At 70.1% G+C, this 15,201-nt stretch carries 12 protein-coding genes and 2 pseudogenes; 10 read left to right on the top strand and 4 right to left on the bottom strand.

Annotation, left to right across the window (positions count from 1 at the left end; all coding sequences use genetic code 11):
* Positions 1–186 precede the first annotated feature (186 nt).
* Complete coding sequence (locus IE278_RS01740) at positions 187–633, top strand: peptidoglycan-binding domain-containing protein (protein WP_189767972.1); 447 nt, start codon at positions 187–189, stop codon at positions 631–633.
* A 176-nt stretch (positions 634–809) separates the two neighbouring features.
* A complete protein-coding gene (locus IE278_RS01735; protein WP_189767971.1) occupies positions 810–2,453 on the top strand; it encodes a peptidoglycan-binding protein in 1,644 nt (547 codons plus the stop codon).
* Between the two features lie 331 nt (positions 2,454–2,784).
* On the opposite strand, the gene arsM is transcribed toward IE278_RS01735, so the two are convergent.
* Positions 2,785–3,564, bottom strand: a complete 780-nt coding sequence (gene arsM, locus IE278_RS01730; RefSeq protein ID WP_189767970.1) for an arsenite methyltransferase — start codon at positions 3,562–3,564, stop codon at positions 2,785–2,787.
* Positions 3,565–3,668: 104 nt separating this feature from the next.
* On the opposite strand from arsM, the gene IE278_RS01725 reads away from it, so the two are divergent.
* The 3 genes and pseudogenes from IE278_RS01725 to ppk2 all read left to right on the top strand — a co-directional run bounded on the left by IE278_RS01725 (position 3,669) and on the right by ppk2 (position 5,539).
* On the top strand, positions 3,669–4,052 hold the full coding sequence (locus tag IE278_RS01725; RefSeq protein WP_189767969.1) for an ArsR/SmtB family transcription factor: 384 nt from the start codon (positions 3,669–3,671) through the stop codon (positions 4,050–4,052).
* 216 nt (positions 4,053–4,268) lie between these two features.
* A pseudogene (locus tag IE278_RS01720) lies at positions 4,269–4,615 on the top strand (arsenate reductase ArsC).
* Positions 4,616–4,735: 120 nt separating this feature from the next.
* Positions 4,736–5,539, top strand: a complete 804-nt coding sequence (gene ppk2, locus IE278_RS01715) for a polyphosphate kinase 2 (RefSeq protein ID WP_189767968.1) — start codon at positions 4,736–4,738, stop codon at positions 5,537–5,539.
* 136 nt (positions 5,540–5,675) lie between these two features.
* Here ppk2 and IE278_RS01710 read toward each other — a convergent pair whose 3' ends face one another.
* Positions 5,676–6,152, bottom strand: a complete 477-nt coding sequence (locus IE278_RS01710; RefSeq protein WP_189767967.1) for an ATP-binding protein — start codon at positions 6,150–6,152, stop codon at positions 5,676–5,678.
* A gap of 165 nt (positions 6,153–6,317) precedes the next feature.
* On the opposite strand from IE278_RS01710, the pseudogene IE278_RS01705 reads away from it, so the two are divergent.
* Positions 6,318–6,518, top strand: a pseudogene (locus IE278_RS01705) (helix-turn-helix domain-containing protein); the annotation flags it as partial.
* 93 nt (positions 6,519–6,611) lie between these two features.
* Here IE278_RS01705 and IE278_RS01700 read toward each other — a convergent pair.
* Complete coding sequence (locus tag IE278_RS01700) at positions 6,612–7,511, bottom strand: LysR family transcriptional regulator (protein WP_189767965.1); 900 nt, start codon at positions 7,509–7,511, stop codon at positions 6,612–6,614.
* Between the two features lie 212 nt (positions 7,512–7,723).
* On the opposite strand from IE278_RS01700, the gene IE278_RS01695 reads away from it, so the two are divergent.
* On the top strand, positions 7,724–8,359 hold the full coding sequence (locus IE278_RS01695) for an NADPH-dependent F420 reductase (RefSeq protein WP_189767963.1): 636 nt from the start codon (positions 7,724–7,726) through the stop codon (positions 8,357–8,359).
* A 65-nt stretch (positions 8,360–8,424) separates the two neighbouring features.
* A complete protein-coding gene (locus IE278_RS01690; RefSeq protein ID WP_189767962.1) occupies positions 8,425–9,360 on the top strand; it encodes an SDR family oxidoreductase in 936 nt (311 codons plus the stop codon).
* A 79-nt stretch (positions 9,361–9,439) separates the two neighbouring features.
* Here the strand turns inward: IE278_RS01690 and IE278_RS01685 are convergent, their stop codons facing one another.
* Complete coding sequence (locus IE278_RS01685) at positions 9,440–10,012, bottom strand: TetR/AcrR family transcriptional regulator (RefSeq protein WP_189767961.1); 573 nt, start codon at positions 10,010–10,012, stop codon at positions 9,440–9,442.
* Between IE278_RS01685 and IE278_RS01680 the strand changes: the two genes are divergently transcribed.
* Positions 9,944–11,371 carry an MFS transporter gene (locus tag IE278_RS01680; RefSeq protein ID WP_373311859.1) on the top strand — a complete coding sequence of 476 codons (1,428 nt, stop codon included), beginning with the start codon at positions 9,944–9,946 and terminating at the stop codon, positions 11,369–11,371. The genes IE278_RS01685 and IE278_RS01680 overlap by 69 nt on opposite strands.
* A gap of 485 nt (positions 11,372–11,856) precedes the next feature.
* Positions 11,857–15,141 (top strand): GH92 family glycosyl hydrolase, encoded by a 3,285-nt coding sequence (locus IE278_RS01675; RefSeq protein ID WP_189767960.1) that lies wholly within the window; start codon positions 11,857–11,859, stop codon positions 15,139–15,141.
* The last annotated feature ends 60 nt before the right edge of the window (positions 15,142–15,201 follow it).

The raw sequence follows: 15,201 nt of genomic DNA, 5'->3' as shown, positions 1-15,201 counted from the left end.
CACAGCTGTCCCACACAACCGTCCCCCTGCACCCTGTAGTCGCAGGTCAGCAGGGTGGTCGTCCCGAGCAACCGCCACCTGTGCCACAGCCGTGGCGACGAGGCCCCGGCGCCCTGCACCTTTGACCTCGCCACCTGGTCCCGTCAGTCGGGACAGGTGCAGATTCCACGACCGAAAGAGGAAAGCATGCGACCGAACGCTCTGGGCACGACCCTCGCCGGCCTCGTCACCGTTGTCGGCCTCACCGTCGGCAGTGTGGCGACCGCGGGCACCAGCTTCGCGGCGACCGCGACCACCGCGCAGACGACGGCGGTCGCACAGCCCGCCGCCGTGACCGCGACGGAGAACTTCGGTCTGACCACGGCCGAGGCCAAGAACGTCCAGGACTTCCTCGCGTACCACTGGGGCTACACGGGAGCCATCGACGGTCAGCTGGGCACCAACAGCTGGAAGGCCTTCCAGCGCTGCCTCGCGACGTACTGGGGCTACACCGGCGCCATCGACGGGGACCCCGGCCCCAACACCATCAAGGCGCTGCAGCGTCTGCTGAAGGACAGCTACGGCTACACGGGCGCCATCGACGGCATCGCCGGTTCGGGCACCCGGGCGGCGTTCAAGCGCTTCGCCGCCTGACCGCCCCCCAACGCCTTACCGACCCCGGCCCGTCCTTGAACGGCAAGGACGGGCCGGGGTCGAGGTCGGTCAGGGCCGGGGCCGGGGCCGGGGTCCACGCCGATGCGTCAGCCGACGTTCCAGCAACCGCCAGCAGTGCCAGCCGTTGCCAGCAACCGAAGGAGAACCTCGCCGCCATGGGAAGAGTCGCACCTCTCGTTCACGCCGAAGACGAAAGAACACGTCGGCGGGACACACACCGCGGCGGGACCGGGTGGCGGACCCGCATCGGGACCTTCGCCGCCACCGCGGCCATGGTCTCGGCCGGCATCGTGATCGGCGCCCAGCCCGCCGCGGCGGCACCGGCCCCGATCAGGCTGACCTCCGCGTCCTGCCCCGCCGAGATCGTGCAGGGCCAGACGAGCGGTTGCGTCACGGAGTTGCAGAACCTGCTCAACGCGCACGGCGCCGGTCTCGTGGTGGACGGTCAGTTCGGGGCGGGCACGCTCTACGCCGTCCGTGAGTACCAGGCCGCCACCGCCATCGCCGTCGACGGGCGGGTGGGCCCCGCGACCAAGAGCAAGCTGTACGCGACCGGCGGCTCGGCGCCCGCCCCCATCAACCTGCAGTCCTCCTCGTGCCCCGCGAACATCGTCCAGGGCGCCAAGGGCGGATGCGTCACCGAGCTCCAGCGACTGCTGCGCCACCAGGGCTACGCCGTGGACGTGGACGGCGACTTCGGGGCCGGGACGGCGAGCGCCGTCCGCGCCTTCCAGTCCTCCCGCGGCCTCACGGCCGACGGCCAGGTCGGTACGGACACCAAGCGGGCCCTGTACGACACCGACGAGTCACCGTCGACGAGCCTGGACCTGCGGTCGTCGTCCTGCCCGGAGAACATCGTGGAGGGGCAGAGCGGCGGTTGCGTCGCCACGCTGCAGTCCCTGCTGAACGGCAAGGGCCAGAGCCTCGACGTCGACGCCAGCTTCGGGCCCCAGACCCTGGCGGCCGTGAAGGCGTTCCAGTCCGCGAGCGGCCTCACCGCCGACGGCGCGGTCGGCCCGAACACCAAGGCCGCCCTGTACGCGAACATCGGCGGGGGCGGCGGCAACGGCGCGCCCGCGCCGATCAACCTGAACTCCGCCTCCTGCCCGAACGAGATCGTGCAGGGGCAACGCAGCGGCTGCGTCACCGAGTTGCAGAGCCTGCTCAACCACCACGGTGCCGATCTCGCCGTCGACGGCGACTTCGGCCCGCTCACCGGCAGCGCCGTCAGGGACTTCCAGGCCGAGAAAGGACTGACCGTCGACGGCCAGGCCGGACCGAACACCAAGGCCGCGCTGTACGGCGCGGTCACCCCGCCGTCGTCGCCTCCGCCCGGCGGCGGCTACGCCAAGATCCTCGACGTGGCCGAGGCCGAGGCCGGCACGGTCGAGGGCAGCGCACGCGCGAACAGTTACGGCTCATCCGTGGGCCTGTCGCTCTCCACCAGCAACTACGCCTGGTGCGCGACCTTCGTGAGCTGGGTGGCCAAGCAGACCGGAGCCAGTTCCTACCGCAACTCCTATGTCTCGGGCTGGGTCAAGCAGGCGCGGGCCGGCAACTACCGCCTGTCGGTGACGACCAGCCCGCAGCCGGGCGACATCGTGGCCTTCGACTGGGACGGCGGAAGCGACTTCACCGGCGGCAACGAGCACATAGGCATCGTGCGGACGGTGTCCGGATCGTCCTTCACCACCGTCGAGGGCAACACGGGCAATCCCAACGGTGACAACGACGGCGTCTATGTCAGGTCCCGTGCCACGAACAGCGGATACGACGTGGTCTTCATCCGCGTCCGCTGAGCGGCTCCGCCGGGGTTCACCGGCGGGCGTTGTCAGAGGTGCCGCGTGCATTACCGATGACGCCCGCCGCCGTGAGACCGGTCCGTACCCGCTGTTGCTCGAACACCCTGACGGCTCCTTCGAACCCGTGGGTGGCGGCTACGGAGCCGACTCCGACGCCGCCACCTGCTTCCGGAGCGAGTGGCGACACGACGACTCCTGGCCGCCCTTCCCACGGTGGCCCGGTCTCGCCGCGCCGGCCCCGGTGAGATCGGACATCGACGTGCACGCGGGTGACGGGCGTCCGCTGTGGTCCGCGAGGGACGGGCCCGCTGTCTCGCACCGGTGCAGATCAGGCGCCGGGCCCGGTGGGCTTGGTCGCGTGGACGATGGCCGAGTGCATGCCGTCGGCGACCGAGTGGGTCGGGGTGATCTCGATGTCCGCGAAGCCGGCCGCCTCCAGCCCCTGGCGGTACTCGGCGAAGGACAGGGCGCCGGCGATGCAGCCGACGTAGTCTCCGCGCTCGGCCCGCTGTCCGGGGGTGAGGGTGTCGTCGGCGACGACGTCGGAGATGCCCATGCGACCGCCGGGCCTGAGGACACGGAAGGTCTCGGCGAAGACGGCGGACTTGTCGGTGGACAGGTTGATCACGCAGTTCGAGATGACGACGTCGACCGTGTCCGCGGGCAGCGGGATCGCCTCGATGGTGCCCTTGAGGAACTCGACGTTCGTCGCGCCCGCCTTCTCGGCGTTGGCCAGGGCCAACGCCAGCATCTCCTCCGTCATGTCCAGTCCGTACGCCTTGCCGGTCGGGCCCACCCGCCGGGCGGACAGCAGGACGTCGATTCCGCCGCCGGAGCCGAGGTCGAGCACGCGTTCGCCCTCGCGCAGTGCGGCGACGGCGGTGGGGTTGCCGCAGCCGAGCGAGGCCGCGACCGCCTCGGCGGGCAGGGTGTCACGCTCGTCGGCCCCGTACAGCGTCGAGCCGAAGTTGTCGTCGATCTCGACCGGCTGTGGCCCGCAACAGCCGATGCCGCCTTCGGTGGCATTCCCGGTCGCCGTGACCTTCAGAGCCGCAGCGGCGTACCGCTGACGGACGGATTCGCGCAGGTCGGTGGACTGCTCGCTCATGTCTCACTCCCTGGTCATGGACCGCGGAACGGCCCGGAACAGTCTGTATTGACGTTCATTGATACAACATTGCGCCTTGGATCGAAAGACGTCAACATAGAAGCATGTCGAAACAAGAACTTGCGCTGATCGGCCAGGACAGCGCCTGCTGCCCCGGCCTGGCCGCCGCGCCGCTGGACGACGACCAGGCGGCCGACCTGGCGAAGTTCTTCAAGGCCCTGGGCGACCCGGTCCGCCTGCGCCTGATGTCGATGATCGCCTCACGCGGCGAGGGCAGCGAGCGCGGCGAGGTGTGCGTCTGCGAGTTGACCCCGGCCTTCGACCTGTCCCAGCCGACGATCTCCCACCACCTCAAACTCCTGCGCCAGGCCGGTCTCATCGACTGCGAGCGTCGCGGGACGTGGGTGTACTACTGGGTGCTGCCGGGCGTACTGGACCGGCTCGGCGCGTTCCTGGCCACCCCGCGGGCTGCCGGAGCCGGCGCGTGAAGGCTCCGCTCGGCCGCCGGGTCGCCGCGGAGGCGATCGGAACCGGGCTGCTGGTGACGGTGGTGGTCGAGACCGGCCCCCCCCGCACGACGAACCCGACCCCGAACTTGAACCCGCCCCCCTGACCACGCCCCGAGAAAGCCGCCTTTCGTGAGCGCTTCCGCCTCCCGCCCGTCGGTGCTGTTCGTCTGCGTCCACAACGCCGGCCGCTCCCAGATGGCCGCCGCCTTCCTCGCGCACCTCGCCGGCGACCGCATCGAGGTCCGCTCCGCCGGCTCCGCCCCCGCCGACACCGTCAACCCGCCGTGGTCGAAGCGATGGCCGAGGTCGGCGTCGACGTCTCGACGCAGACCCCGAAGATCCTCACGGTGGAGGCCGTCCAGTCGTCCGACGTCGTGATCACCATGGGGTGCGGCGACGCGTGCCTCGTCTTCCCCGGCAAGCGGTACCTCGACACCCAACTCGACGACCCCGCCGGTCAGGGCGTCGAGGCCGTCCGTCCCATCCGCGACACGATCGAGACGCGCGTACGCGAACTGATCGCCGAGGTGGCCCCCGGCTGAGGACCGGGCCGCAGCCACCGCTTCCGGGGTGCGCGGCCTCCCCGTGGTCAGTACCGTGCTGTTCTGGTGTCCGGCCTCGGGCGGGGTGGTTCCGTCGGGTTCGCGAGCGGTGGAGGCGGTATGGCCGACAAGAAGGCGGCGAGTCTGCCGCGCAAACCGTACGAGCGTGAACTACTGCGGCTGCAGACCGAGTTGGTCAAGCTCCAGGAGTGGGTCCGGGCGGAGGGTGCCCGGCTCGTGGTCGTCTTCGAGGGGCGCGACGCGGCAGGCAAGGGCGGCACCATCAAACGGGTCGCCGAGCATCTCAATCCGCGGGTCGCCCGGATCGTGGCCCTGCCGAAGCCGACCGAGCGGCAGCGCACCCAGTGGTACTTCCAGCGCTACGCCGAACACCTTCCCGCGGCCGGGGAGATCGTGCTGTTCGACCGGAGCTGGTACAACCGGGCCGGGGTCGAGCACGTCATGGGCTTCTGTACGAAGCAGGAGTACCAGCTCTTCCTGCGCCAGTGTCCGATCTTCGAGCGGATGCTGGTGGAGGAGGGAATCGTGCTGCGCAAGTACTGGTTCTCGGTGAGCGACGCCGTGCAGGAGGACCGGTTCCGGCGGCGGCTCGACGATCCTGTGCGGCGCTGGAAACTCTCGCCGATGGACCTGGAGTCGGTCACCCACTGGGAGGCGTACTCACGGGCCAAGGACGAGATGCTGGTCCACACGGACATCGCCGAGGCGCCCTGGTTCATCGTCGAGAGCGACGACAAGCGGCGGGCCCGCCTCAACATGATCGCTCATCTGCTGGGGTCGCTGCCCTACCACGACGTGCCCCCACCGGTGCTGGAGCTGCCGAAGCGACCGCCGTCGACCGGCTACGAGCGCCCGCCGCGCGACCTGCAGACGTACGTCCCCGACCACGCGGCGAGCATCTGACCGAGCCCGAGTGCCCGGCCCCTCGCACCCATCTTTCAGGCGTGCGTGGGCTCCCGGCCCTGCGTGGGCTCTCGGCGCCACCGGGTCGGGAGCGGGCGGGCCGACCTCGTACGGCCGGCCCGCCGCACGCCCGTGCTCACATCGGCCGGCGGCCGGCCGCGTCACCGTCCGGGTCGTCGGCGAGGACGACCGAGGCCCGGATGCGCTTGCCGACCGGCTCACGGTGGACCTCGAAGCTCCGGCACAGCGCCATGACGATCTCCAGGCCGTGCTGCCCGACCCGAGCGGGGTCCGGCGGCAGGATCTGCGGCAACGTGGCGCAGCTGTCCCACACCGTCACCGCGACGGCCCCGTCGTCGGCTTCCAGGGTCATCACACAGGGACCCGGAGCGTGTTTGCGCGCGTTGGTCACCAGCTCCGACACCACCAGCTGAGCCATTCCGAGCGCCCGCGAGGACACCGGTAGCCCCTGCTCGGCCTGCAAGGATTCCAAAAATGTACGGGCCACATCGCGGGCATCACCGATACCCGCGCTGCCCTCCACCACAGCGGTTACCGCCGCGGAAGTGTCCGTCAGTCGCTGCCGGCCTTTTGCCTGCCCAGCCAGATTCATCGTTCCGCCTCACTGCCGAAGCGCTCTTACCGGAAGTCGCTTACCCCGGAAACACCACCTCACCGGAAAAACCGACACTGATTAGCCGGGGAACCGTGTTCCTGGGTATGGCAGGGCCCCACACACGCCTACCGGTGGATGATCCGGGGCCGCACACTCAAGAGCATGAGATCGGAGCAGCCTGCCAGTGGCGGCACCGAGCTGGGGCGCTTTCTGCGCGCTCGTCGGGCTCGGATCACGCCGGTCGAGGCCGGTCTCGCCACCGGCCCGGTTCCGCGTCGCACGCCCGGGCTGCGTCGTGAGGAACTGGCCACCCTTGCCGGGATCAGTACCGACTACTACACCCGTCTGGAGCGCGGCGACGAAGCCGACGCCCTCGGTGTGAAAGGGTGCCGGCGGCGAGAGGGTCGATGGCGTGCCCGGCGGCCCTGTCAGGAAGCCATCCCGACCGTCCCCGCCCTACGCCTCCACGTGACCGCCTGCATGAGCCTCCCAATTGCCGCAGTCCGCCGTGATCTCGGCCGTCGCCTGCGCCGCGGCGAAGAAGTCGTCGGCCAGCGGCGAGGTGCGCGAAGCCGCCATCGCGAGGCACACCTGGTCGGGCGCGAGTTCCGGGATGGGTACGTAGCTGATGTCCGGACGTGAGTAGAACACTGTCTCCGAGCGGCCCACGAACGAGATGCCCCGGCCGGCCGCGACGTGTTCCAGCTTCTCCTCCACACCGCGCACCCGGAGCCCGGAGTCGGGCTGCGGGCGCCTGGTGGGATGCGTGCTCGGGTCGGCATGCCAGACCAGCGGCTCACCGGCCAGGTCGGCCTCGGTGACCTCGTCCTTGCCGGTCAACCGGTGTCCCGCGGGCAGCACCACCATGAGCGGCTCGGTGTACAGCGGGGTCACCCGCAGGCCGGTCTCGTCGATGGGCAGCCGTACGTAACCGACGTCGATGCGGCCGTCGAGCAGCATCGGCACCTGGTCGGCCCACTCGATCCGCTGCACGTCCACGACCACGTCCGGATGTCGCACCGCGAACGCCCGGGCCGCCGGAATGACCGGGATACCGGTCCGGAAGCCGACCGCCAGCCGTTGGCTGCCGCGGGCGGCCACGGTCACCCGGCGGCGGACCGCGTCCGCGGAGGCGAGCAGCGGACCGGCGTCGGCCAGCAGTTGTCGGCCGGCATCCGTCAGCTCCACGCCGTGGCGGTCTCTGGTGAACAGCGAGGCGCCGAGGTCCTTTTCCAGCGCCCGGATCTGCCTACTGAGTACCGGCTGCGCGATATGCAGCTCTTCGGCGGCGCGACCGAAGTGCAACCCGTCGGCGACGGCGAGGAAGTAGCGCAGTTTGCGCAGGTCCAGATCCATGGAACCTCCCGGTCCGGTGATGCCTTCAAGGTATCACCACGCCCAAAAGAGGTCTTGGACACCAACGCAGGTCACTGACAGCCTCAACAGGTACCCAACGAGGCGCAATTCGAGGCGAATTCGGCACGCGCATCCGACACACGAATTCGCCTGGTCGCTTGAGGCGGCGTCGTTTCGCCATTCGGTTTTACCCACAGAAAGTCGGCACCCCAATGAGCAGCGTCAGCATTATCGGTTCGGGAAACATGGCCGGCGCCCTGGCCGGCCGGGCCCTCGCCGGTGGCAACGCCGTCGAGATCATCGGCCGCGACCCGGCCAAGGCCGAGGAATTGGCCGCCGCGCTCGGCGGCGGCGCCACTGTCGGGACGTTCGGCGCCGCCCCTGCCGGGGACATCGTCGTCCTCGCCGTGCCCTACGCCGGCGCGGTGAAGGTGGTCAGCGAGTACGGGGACGCACTACGCGGCAAGGTCATCGTCGACATCACCAACCCCGTCTCCCCCGACTTCCAGGGCTTTGTCACCCCCGAGGGCAGTTCCGCCGCGCAGGAGATCGCCGAGGCCGCCCCCTCCGGCGTACAGGTCGTCAAGGCGTTCAACACTTTGTACTCGCATGTTCTGGCGGCCGGCCCAGCCTCCGGGCGCCGATTGGACGTGTTCATCGCCGGTGACGACGCGCAGGCAAAGGCGCGCGTGTCAGCGTTCGTCGAGAGCCTGGGAATGCGCCCGATGGACACCGGGCAATTGGCGATGGCGCGGACATTGGAGAACGCCGGCCTGTTGATGCTGGGTCTTTTCGCCCACTCCGTCAAGCACACCAATTTCTCCCTCGGCGTCAGCATTCTCAGCTGAGCACACCGCATGACCACCTTTCGCGGCGGCACACCATTTACCACCCATTCACAGGGAGCAGTAGCGTGCGCGTTTTCGTCACTGGTGGGACCGGCCATTCCGGTTCGTACATCATTCCGGAGCTGATCGCCGCCGGGCACGAGGTCACCGGCCTGGCCCGGTCGGACGCGGCCGCGGCGGCGCTGTCCGCGCTCGGCGCGAAGGTGCGTCGCGGCGACCTGGAGGATCTCGACGGGCTGAAGGAGGCGTCCGCGGATTCCGACGGCGTCATCCATGTCGCGCACCGGCAGGACCTGCTTCCGTCCGGTGGGATCGACGCCGTGGCCGCCGCGGAACTCCCGGTCGTACTCGCGTACGGCGAGGCACTCGCGGGGACCGGAAAGCCGTTGGTCGCGGCAGGGAGCATCGGCTCGCCGGGGAACCTGGGCCGGCCGGCCACCGAGGAGGACCCGGCCCTTCGCGGCGGCAACGAGTACAAGGGCACTCTGCGGGTTCGCAACGTCGTGGAAACCGCCGTGGTCGGCCTCGCCGAACAGGGAGTGCGCTCTTCAGTCGTGCGGATAGCCAACATCGCGCACAGCACGACCGACCGTGCCGGTTTCCTCGTACAACTGATCGCACTCGCAAAGGAGAAGGGTTTCGTCGGCTACCCCGGAGACGGCACGAACCTGTGGAACGCCGTGCACGTCCGCGACGCCGCCTCCTTGTTCCGCCTGGCACTGGAGAAGGGGCCGGCCGGAAGGTACTGGCACGCGGTCGGGGACGGGGCCGTGCCGCTCCGCGAGATCGCCGAGGCCATCGGCAGGCGTCTGGGCCTGCCCGCCGTGAGCATTCCCGCGGACGTACTGATGGTGCCGGGATACTTCGGGTTCCTCGCGAACATCGTCACGCAGAACTACCCGGCGTCCAGCCTCATCACCCGCCGGACCCTCGGCTGGGAACCCACCCGGCCCGGCCTGCTCGCCGATCTGGACAACGGCCACTATTTCCCCGCCGGTTGAGGACGGGGGTCCGGCGCAGACCCCCGGCCCCAAGCCGAGGGGTCGCACGCTCAGGGCACTGCGCGACCCTCGCGTCCGTTCAGGCGGCCAGCGCCTCGGACGCCGCGAGGAACGTGGCCACCAGTTCACGCGCCCAATCGCTGGAGGCCGGCTGGGCGCTGAAGATGGCGCGGTAGTACAGCGGTCCGAGCAGGAAGTCGGCGGCGTGCTCCACCTCGGGGGCACGGCCACCGCGCGAGCGTTCGCGCTCGATGATGGCGCTCAACTGCTCATGACGGTCCCCGAGGCAGGCGCAACCACCGTCCGGCCCGGAGCCGATGGTGGCGCGAATGAGAGCAAGGGTGTCGGGGTCGGTGAGGTCGGTGGCCACGTCGCCGAGCCAGCGTTCCAGGTCACCGGTGAGCGTCCCGGTGTCGGGCACGACGACGTCACCGCTGAACCGGCTGGTGGCCACATCGCCAAGGAGCTGAGCGGCCGAGCCCCAGCGCCGGTACACCGTGGTCGGGTGCACGCCCGCGCGGGCGGCGATGGCGGGAATCGTCAGGGCTTCCGCGGGTTCCTCCGCGAGGAGCTGTGCGACGGCGTGGTGTACGGCCGCGCGGACCTTCGCGGAGCGACCGCCGGGGCGTACCTGAGCTTGAGCGTCAACCATGGGGAAATTATCGCACTGATCGTTGCGTTAGTGGTAGCGTCCTTAACGCATCGATCACTGCGTTTGGAGAGAGTCGTGCCCGTCTCCGCCCTGCCCGACAACGACAACCAGATACCGCCGCCGTCCGATACCGCCCCACCCCGTCGAACCCGCCGCGAGCTCAACCGTCCGACCGCATTCGCCGCCATCGCCGTCGTCTTCGTCCTCTTCATGGCCGCGTCCAGCGCGCCGTCACCGCTCTACGTCGTCTACCAGCAGCGGTGGGACTTCTCCGCGACCACCCTCACCACGGTGTTCGCCGTCTACGTGCTCGGGATGATCGCGGCGCTGCTGGTCTTCGGCTCCCTGTCGGACCATCTCGGCCGCCGCCCGGTACTGCTCTCCGCGATCACCCTGGAAGCCGCGTCGATGGCGCTCTTCCTCGTCGCGGACAGCGTGGCCCTGCTGCTGACCGCGCGACTGGTCCAAGGCGTCGCCACGGGGGCCGCGATGACCGCCCTCGGCGCGGCCCTGGCCGACCTGAACCCCACCCACGCACCACACCGTGCCGGCGTCGTCACCGGCGCGGCGCCGACCTTCGGGCTGGGCCTCGGTGCTCTGGGATGCGGTTTCCTCGTCGAGTACGGGCCCCACCCGACCCGGCTCGTGTACGTACTGCTGCTGGCGGGCCTCGTCCTGGCCGCGGCCGTGGTCACGGCACTGCCCGAGACGTCACTGCGGCGGCCCGGAGCCGCCCGCTCGCTCCAGCCCCGCCTCAAAGTCGCCTCCCACCTGCGGGCGGACCTGCTGCGCCTGGTGCCGATCCTCGTCGCGAGCTGGGCGCTGGGCGGCCTGTACCTCTCGCTCGGACCGTCGGTCGCCGTGGGCCTCTTCGGCCTCTCCAGTCACGTCGTCGGTGGCCTGGTGGTCACCCTGCTGACGGTACCGGCCTGCCTGACCGCGATCGCGCTGCGCGGCTGGCCCGTAGCCCGCACCCTCGCGCTCGGCGCCGGCCTGCTGTTCGCCGGCACGGTCGTCGCCCTGACCGGGGTCGAGGAGGACTCGCTGCTCACCGCGGCACTCGGCACCCTGGTCGCCGGGGTCGGATTCGGCGCCTCCTCCCTCGCCAGTTTCGGCACGCTGGCCCGTATGGCCAAGCCCTCCGAACGCGGCGAACTGTTCTCCGTGGCCTTCGTGATCTCCTACCTGTCCTTCAGCGTGCCCGCCGTCGTCGCCGGAATCGCCACCACCCATACGGGGCTACACGAGACGTCCGTCGCCTACGCCGCCACCGTCGCCTTCCTCGCCGCCCTCGCACTGCTCGCCCAGTGGCTCCACTCCCGCCGCACCCCCGAGCGCGCAATCTCCCCACAGACGTGACCTCTTGAGGGGGCGGAGGTACGAGCGGGACGCCGCCGCCCACTGCCCCCGCTGCCAGCGTCGGCTCCCGCCGCACCCGGCCGCCGTCCACCGCCTGCGACCCGCTACCCGCCGCCACCACTTGCCGCCCGTCGCCCGTCGCCCGTCGCCCGCCTAAAGGTGCTCGACGGGCAGGCCGCGGCCGACCGCCCGCCGGCCACTCGCCGGTCGGCAACCGGCCGCCGGTGACCCCAGACAGACGCACCACCACCAGTCCGCGTCAGAACTCTTGACAACGATGTCAGACGCGTGATCTAGTCCGCTTCGATCCAGCCAGATGCCGCTGATTGCGCTGCGAGGGGGGCTCGACGCGATGACCTGCACACCGCCTCCTTTCCGTGCCGGTTTCCCCTCACCCCAGGCACACACACGAGCGCCGGCCCCTTCGAGCCGGCGCTTCCTTCCGTGCGCAGCACATGAAGAGTGAGGAACAGGAGCCCGCTTCCATGCACAGACCCCTCCACCGATGGCGCAACCGCGCGTCGACAGTCCTCGCCGCACTGCTCGTCGCCGGGGGCGCCCTGGCTCCGGTGCCCGCCGTCGCCCAGGCACCCGCGGCCGCCGGTCAACCGACATCCCTGGTCAACCCGTTCATCGGTACCCAGAACTTCGGCAACACCTTCCCCGGCGCCAGTGCTCCCTTCGGCATGGTGCAGGTCAGTCCGGACACCGGCGGCCAGGGCGGCTACGACTACCAGCAGGACAAGATCCACGGGTTCAGCCAGACCCACCTCTCCGGTGTCGGCTGCTCCGTCATGGGTGAGCTGCCGATCATGCCGACGACGGGAGCGGTCGACAGCGTCGATCCGAATGCCTACCGCTCGACGTTCTCGCACGACGACGAGGACGCCGAACCCGGTTACTACCGCGTCGGGTTGAAGACGTACGACATCGACGCCGAGCTGACCGCCACCTCCCGCACGGGATGGCAGCGCTACACCTTCCCGTCGACCGACCGCGCCAACGTCCTGTTCAACACGGGCAAGGCCAACCAGAAGGTCTACAGCTCGGAAGTGCATGTCGTCGGTGACCGGACCGTCGAGGGCCGGGTCGAGGCGGGCAACTTCTGCGCGGGCAAGGACAAGCACACCGTCTACTTCACCGCGACCTTCGACCGGCCGTTCACCTCGCACGGCGCCTGGCGCGGGAACACCCCCACCCCCGGTGAACGGGACGCGGCCGGCGAGGGCGACAACGGTGCCTGGGTGACCTTCGACGCCGACGCCGACCGTGACGTCGTCGTCAAGGTGGGGCTCTCCTACACGGGTGTCGAAGGCGCCCGCAAGAACCTGACCGCGGAGACGCAGGACTCGTACGACTTCGACGCCACGCGCGCGGCGCTGCACGCGACCTGGGAGCGGCAGCTCGACGCTGTCAGGATCGGCGGCGGGTCGGCGGAGCGGCAACGCGCCTTCTACACCGCGCTCTACCACGCGCAACTGCACCCGAACCTCGCCGGGGACGTCGACGGCCGGTACGCGGGCTTCGACGGGAAGAACCATCTGGCGTCGGGGTTCACGCCCTACCAGAACCTGTCGCTGTGGGACACCCACCGGCCGCAGAATCAGCTGCTCCAGATGCTGGAGCCGAAGGTCGCCCGTGATGTCGCGCTGTCGGTCGTCGCGATCGGGCGGGACGGCGGCTGGCTGCCGCGCTGGTCGCTCGCCAACAGCGAGACCAACATCATGACCGGCGACCCGGTGACGCCCTTCCTGGTCGAGGCGTGGTCCAAGGGCCTGCTCGCGGGCCACGAGAAGGAGGCGTACGCGCTGCTGAGGAAGAACGCGGTCAGTACGCCACCGGCCGACTCCCCCTACAACGGCCGTGCGGGCGTGGCCGCGTACCAGAAGCGCGGATACATACCCAGCGGGCTGGAGCCGGGGAAGGACTGCGCCGACAAGGGCGGTGACAACGACTGCCGCCATCCCGCCTCGGCGACCATGGAGTACGCGGCGGCGGACGCGTCGCTGGCGCTGATGGCCAAGGGGCTGGGACACAGCGCGGACGCCCGGATGTTCGCGGCGCGCGGCCAGTGGTACCGGAACCTGTGGGACTCCTCCATCCAGCAGTTCCGGCCGCGTACGGCCGAGGGCACCTGGCTGACGCCGTACGACCCGGTCGAGGCGGGCCACCAGTTCCATGAGGGCGGCGCCTACCAGTACCAGTGGCTCGCGCCCCAGGACCCGGCCGGTCTTGTCTCCCTGATGGGCGGCAAGAAGGCGACCGAGAAGCGGCTCGACTCCTTCTTCGCCTACGACAAGCTCCTCGCCGACCCTGCGAAGACCGCTCGCGAGGACTGGATCTCGGCGCCGTACGACTACTACGGGAAGCCGACGTACAACCCGAACAACGAGCCCGATCTGCACGCCCCGTACATGTACCTGTGGTCCGGTGCGCCCGCCAAGACCGCCACCGTGGTCCGCGCCGCGATGACGCTCTTCACGGACGGGCCCGACGGCATGACCGGCAACGACGACCTGGGCACCATGTCGGCCTGGTACGTCTTCTCCTCCCTGGGCCTGTACCCGACGACGAACGGTGGCGACTTCCTCGCCGTGTCCAGCCCGCAGTTCCCCTCGGCGGCCATTCGCATCGGCGCCTACGGGAAGCAGCAGGGCGGCACCCTGACCGTCAAGGCGCCGGGTACGAGCGACGCCCAACGCTATGTGAGGCAGGCGAAGTTCGGCGGGAAGAACCTGCGCGCGACCTGGCTGGACTGGGACGCGGTCGCCAAGGGCGGAAACCTCGCCTTCGAGATGACCGGCAAGCCGTCGGCGTGGGGTACGGGCAAGGGCGACGAGCCGCCGTCCGTGAACCGCGCCGCAGCCGATTCGCGTCGGCACCTCGACGCGTCGCTACGTACCGCTTCCGACGTCCTGCCGACGGCCGACAGCGCGCAGAGCGTCCGTCTGAAGCTGGACGTGCTGGGCCAGTCTCCCGGCACCCTGCGGGTGACCGTCGGCGCGAAGGCTCCCAGCGGCTGGACCGCGAAGACCTCGGAGCCCTTCTCCCTCACGTCCCGCCGTCTTCCGGTCCAGCGGACCGCGACGGTGGACGTGAGTGTGCCGGCCGGGACCGCGCCGGGTTCGTACACCGTGCGGATCACGGCTGCCGCGAAGGGGGTGAAGAGCGTGGAACGCGTCGCGACGATCGAGGTACGCGCCGCGGCCCGCTGCGCGCCTGACATCGACGAGCAGTGTGCCGTGGACCTCGGCAAGGAGCTGAACCACGACGGAACCGCGACGGTCGCGGCGTCCGACCAGGGTGACTTCGACGGCGGTGGTTGGAGCTTCGACGGTGATCTGCTGCCCGCGGCGGGTCCGGTCGTCTGGGGCGGCGTGACCTATGCCGCTCCCGATCCGTCCGGGACGGCCGAGAACTTCGTTGAGGCCCGCGGCCAGTCCATGCTGCTTCCGTCCGGCTCGTACGGCGCGCTGCGCGTGGTCGCCGTGGCCCACCACGGCCCGGTGACGACGGCGCTGACCGTCCGCTACACCGACGGGACCACCGCCGAAGTGCCCGTCCCCGTGGGCGACTGGGCGGGATCAGCACCGCAGGGCAGCTCCGTGGTCCTGGAGATGCCGCACCGGATCAAGCGCGGTCAGGGTGTGGACGGCCCGCCGGTGCGCCTGTTCGGCGCCTCGGCGGACCTGGACGCGTCGAAGACGGTGCGCTCCATCGGCCTGCAGAACGATCCTCGGGTCCAGGTGTACGCGATCACCCTCAAGTAGGACAACTGGAACAGGCAGGACTGCGTACGTTCACCGGCCCATGCCTCCCGCTCCGGAGGC

The sequence above is a fragment of the Streptomyces tauricus genome (assembly GCF_014650955.1).
Lineage (GTDB): Bacteria > Actinomycetota > Actinomycetes > Streptomycetales > Streptomycetaceae > Streptomyces > Streptomyces tauricus.
Note: the sequence above shows the minus strand (reverse complement) of the source record. Positions and strands in the feature narration are given on the sequence as shown.

Excerpts from the sequence above, each read along its gene's own strand:
- IE278_RS01740 (WP_189767972.1), top strand. The coding sequence starts at position 187 with ATGCGACCGAACGCTCTGGGCACGACCCTCGCCGGCCTCGTCACCGTT.
- IE278_RS01735 (WP_189767971.1), top strand. The coding sequence starts at position 810 with ATGGGAAGAGTCGCACCTCTCGTTCACGCCGAAGACGAAAGAACACGT.
- arsM (WP_189767970.1), bottom strand. The coding sequence starts at position 3,564 with ATGAGCGAGCAGTCCACCGACCTGCGCGAATCCGTCCGTCAGCGGTAC.
- IE278_RS01725 (WP_189767969.1), top strand. The coding sequence starts at position 3,669 with ATGTCGAAACAAGAACTTGCGCTGATCGGCCAGGACAGCGCCTGCTGC.
- ppk2 (WP_189767968.1), top strand. The coding sequence starts at position 4,736 with ATGGCCGACAAGAAGGCGGCGAGTCTGCCGCGCAAACCGTACGAGCGT.
- IE278_RS01710 (WP_189767967.1), bottom strand. The coding sequence starts at position 6,152 with ATGAATCTGGCTGGGCAGGCAAAAGGCCGGCAGCGACTGACGGACACT.
- IE278_RS01700 (WP_189767965.1), bottom strand. The coding sequence starts at position 7,511 with ATGGATCTGGACCTGCGCAAACTGCGCTACTTCCTCGCCGTCGCCGAC.
- IE278_RS01695 (WP_189767963.1), top strand. The coding sequence starts at position 7,724 with ATGAGCAGCGTCAGCATTATCGGTTCGGGAAACATGGCCGGCGCCCTG.
- IE278_RS01685 (WP_189767961.1), bottom strand. The coding sequence starts at position 10,012 with ATGGTTGACGCTCAAGCTCAGGTACGCCCCGGCGGTCGCTCCGCGAAG.
- IE278_RS01675 (WP_189767960.1), top strand. The coding sequence starts at position 11,857 with ATGCACAGACCCCTCCACCGATGGCGCAACCGCGCGTCGACAGTCCTC.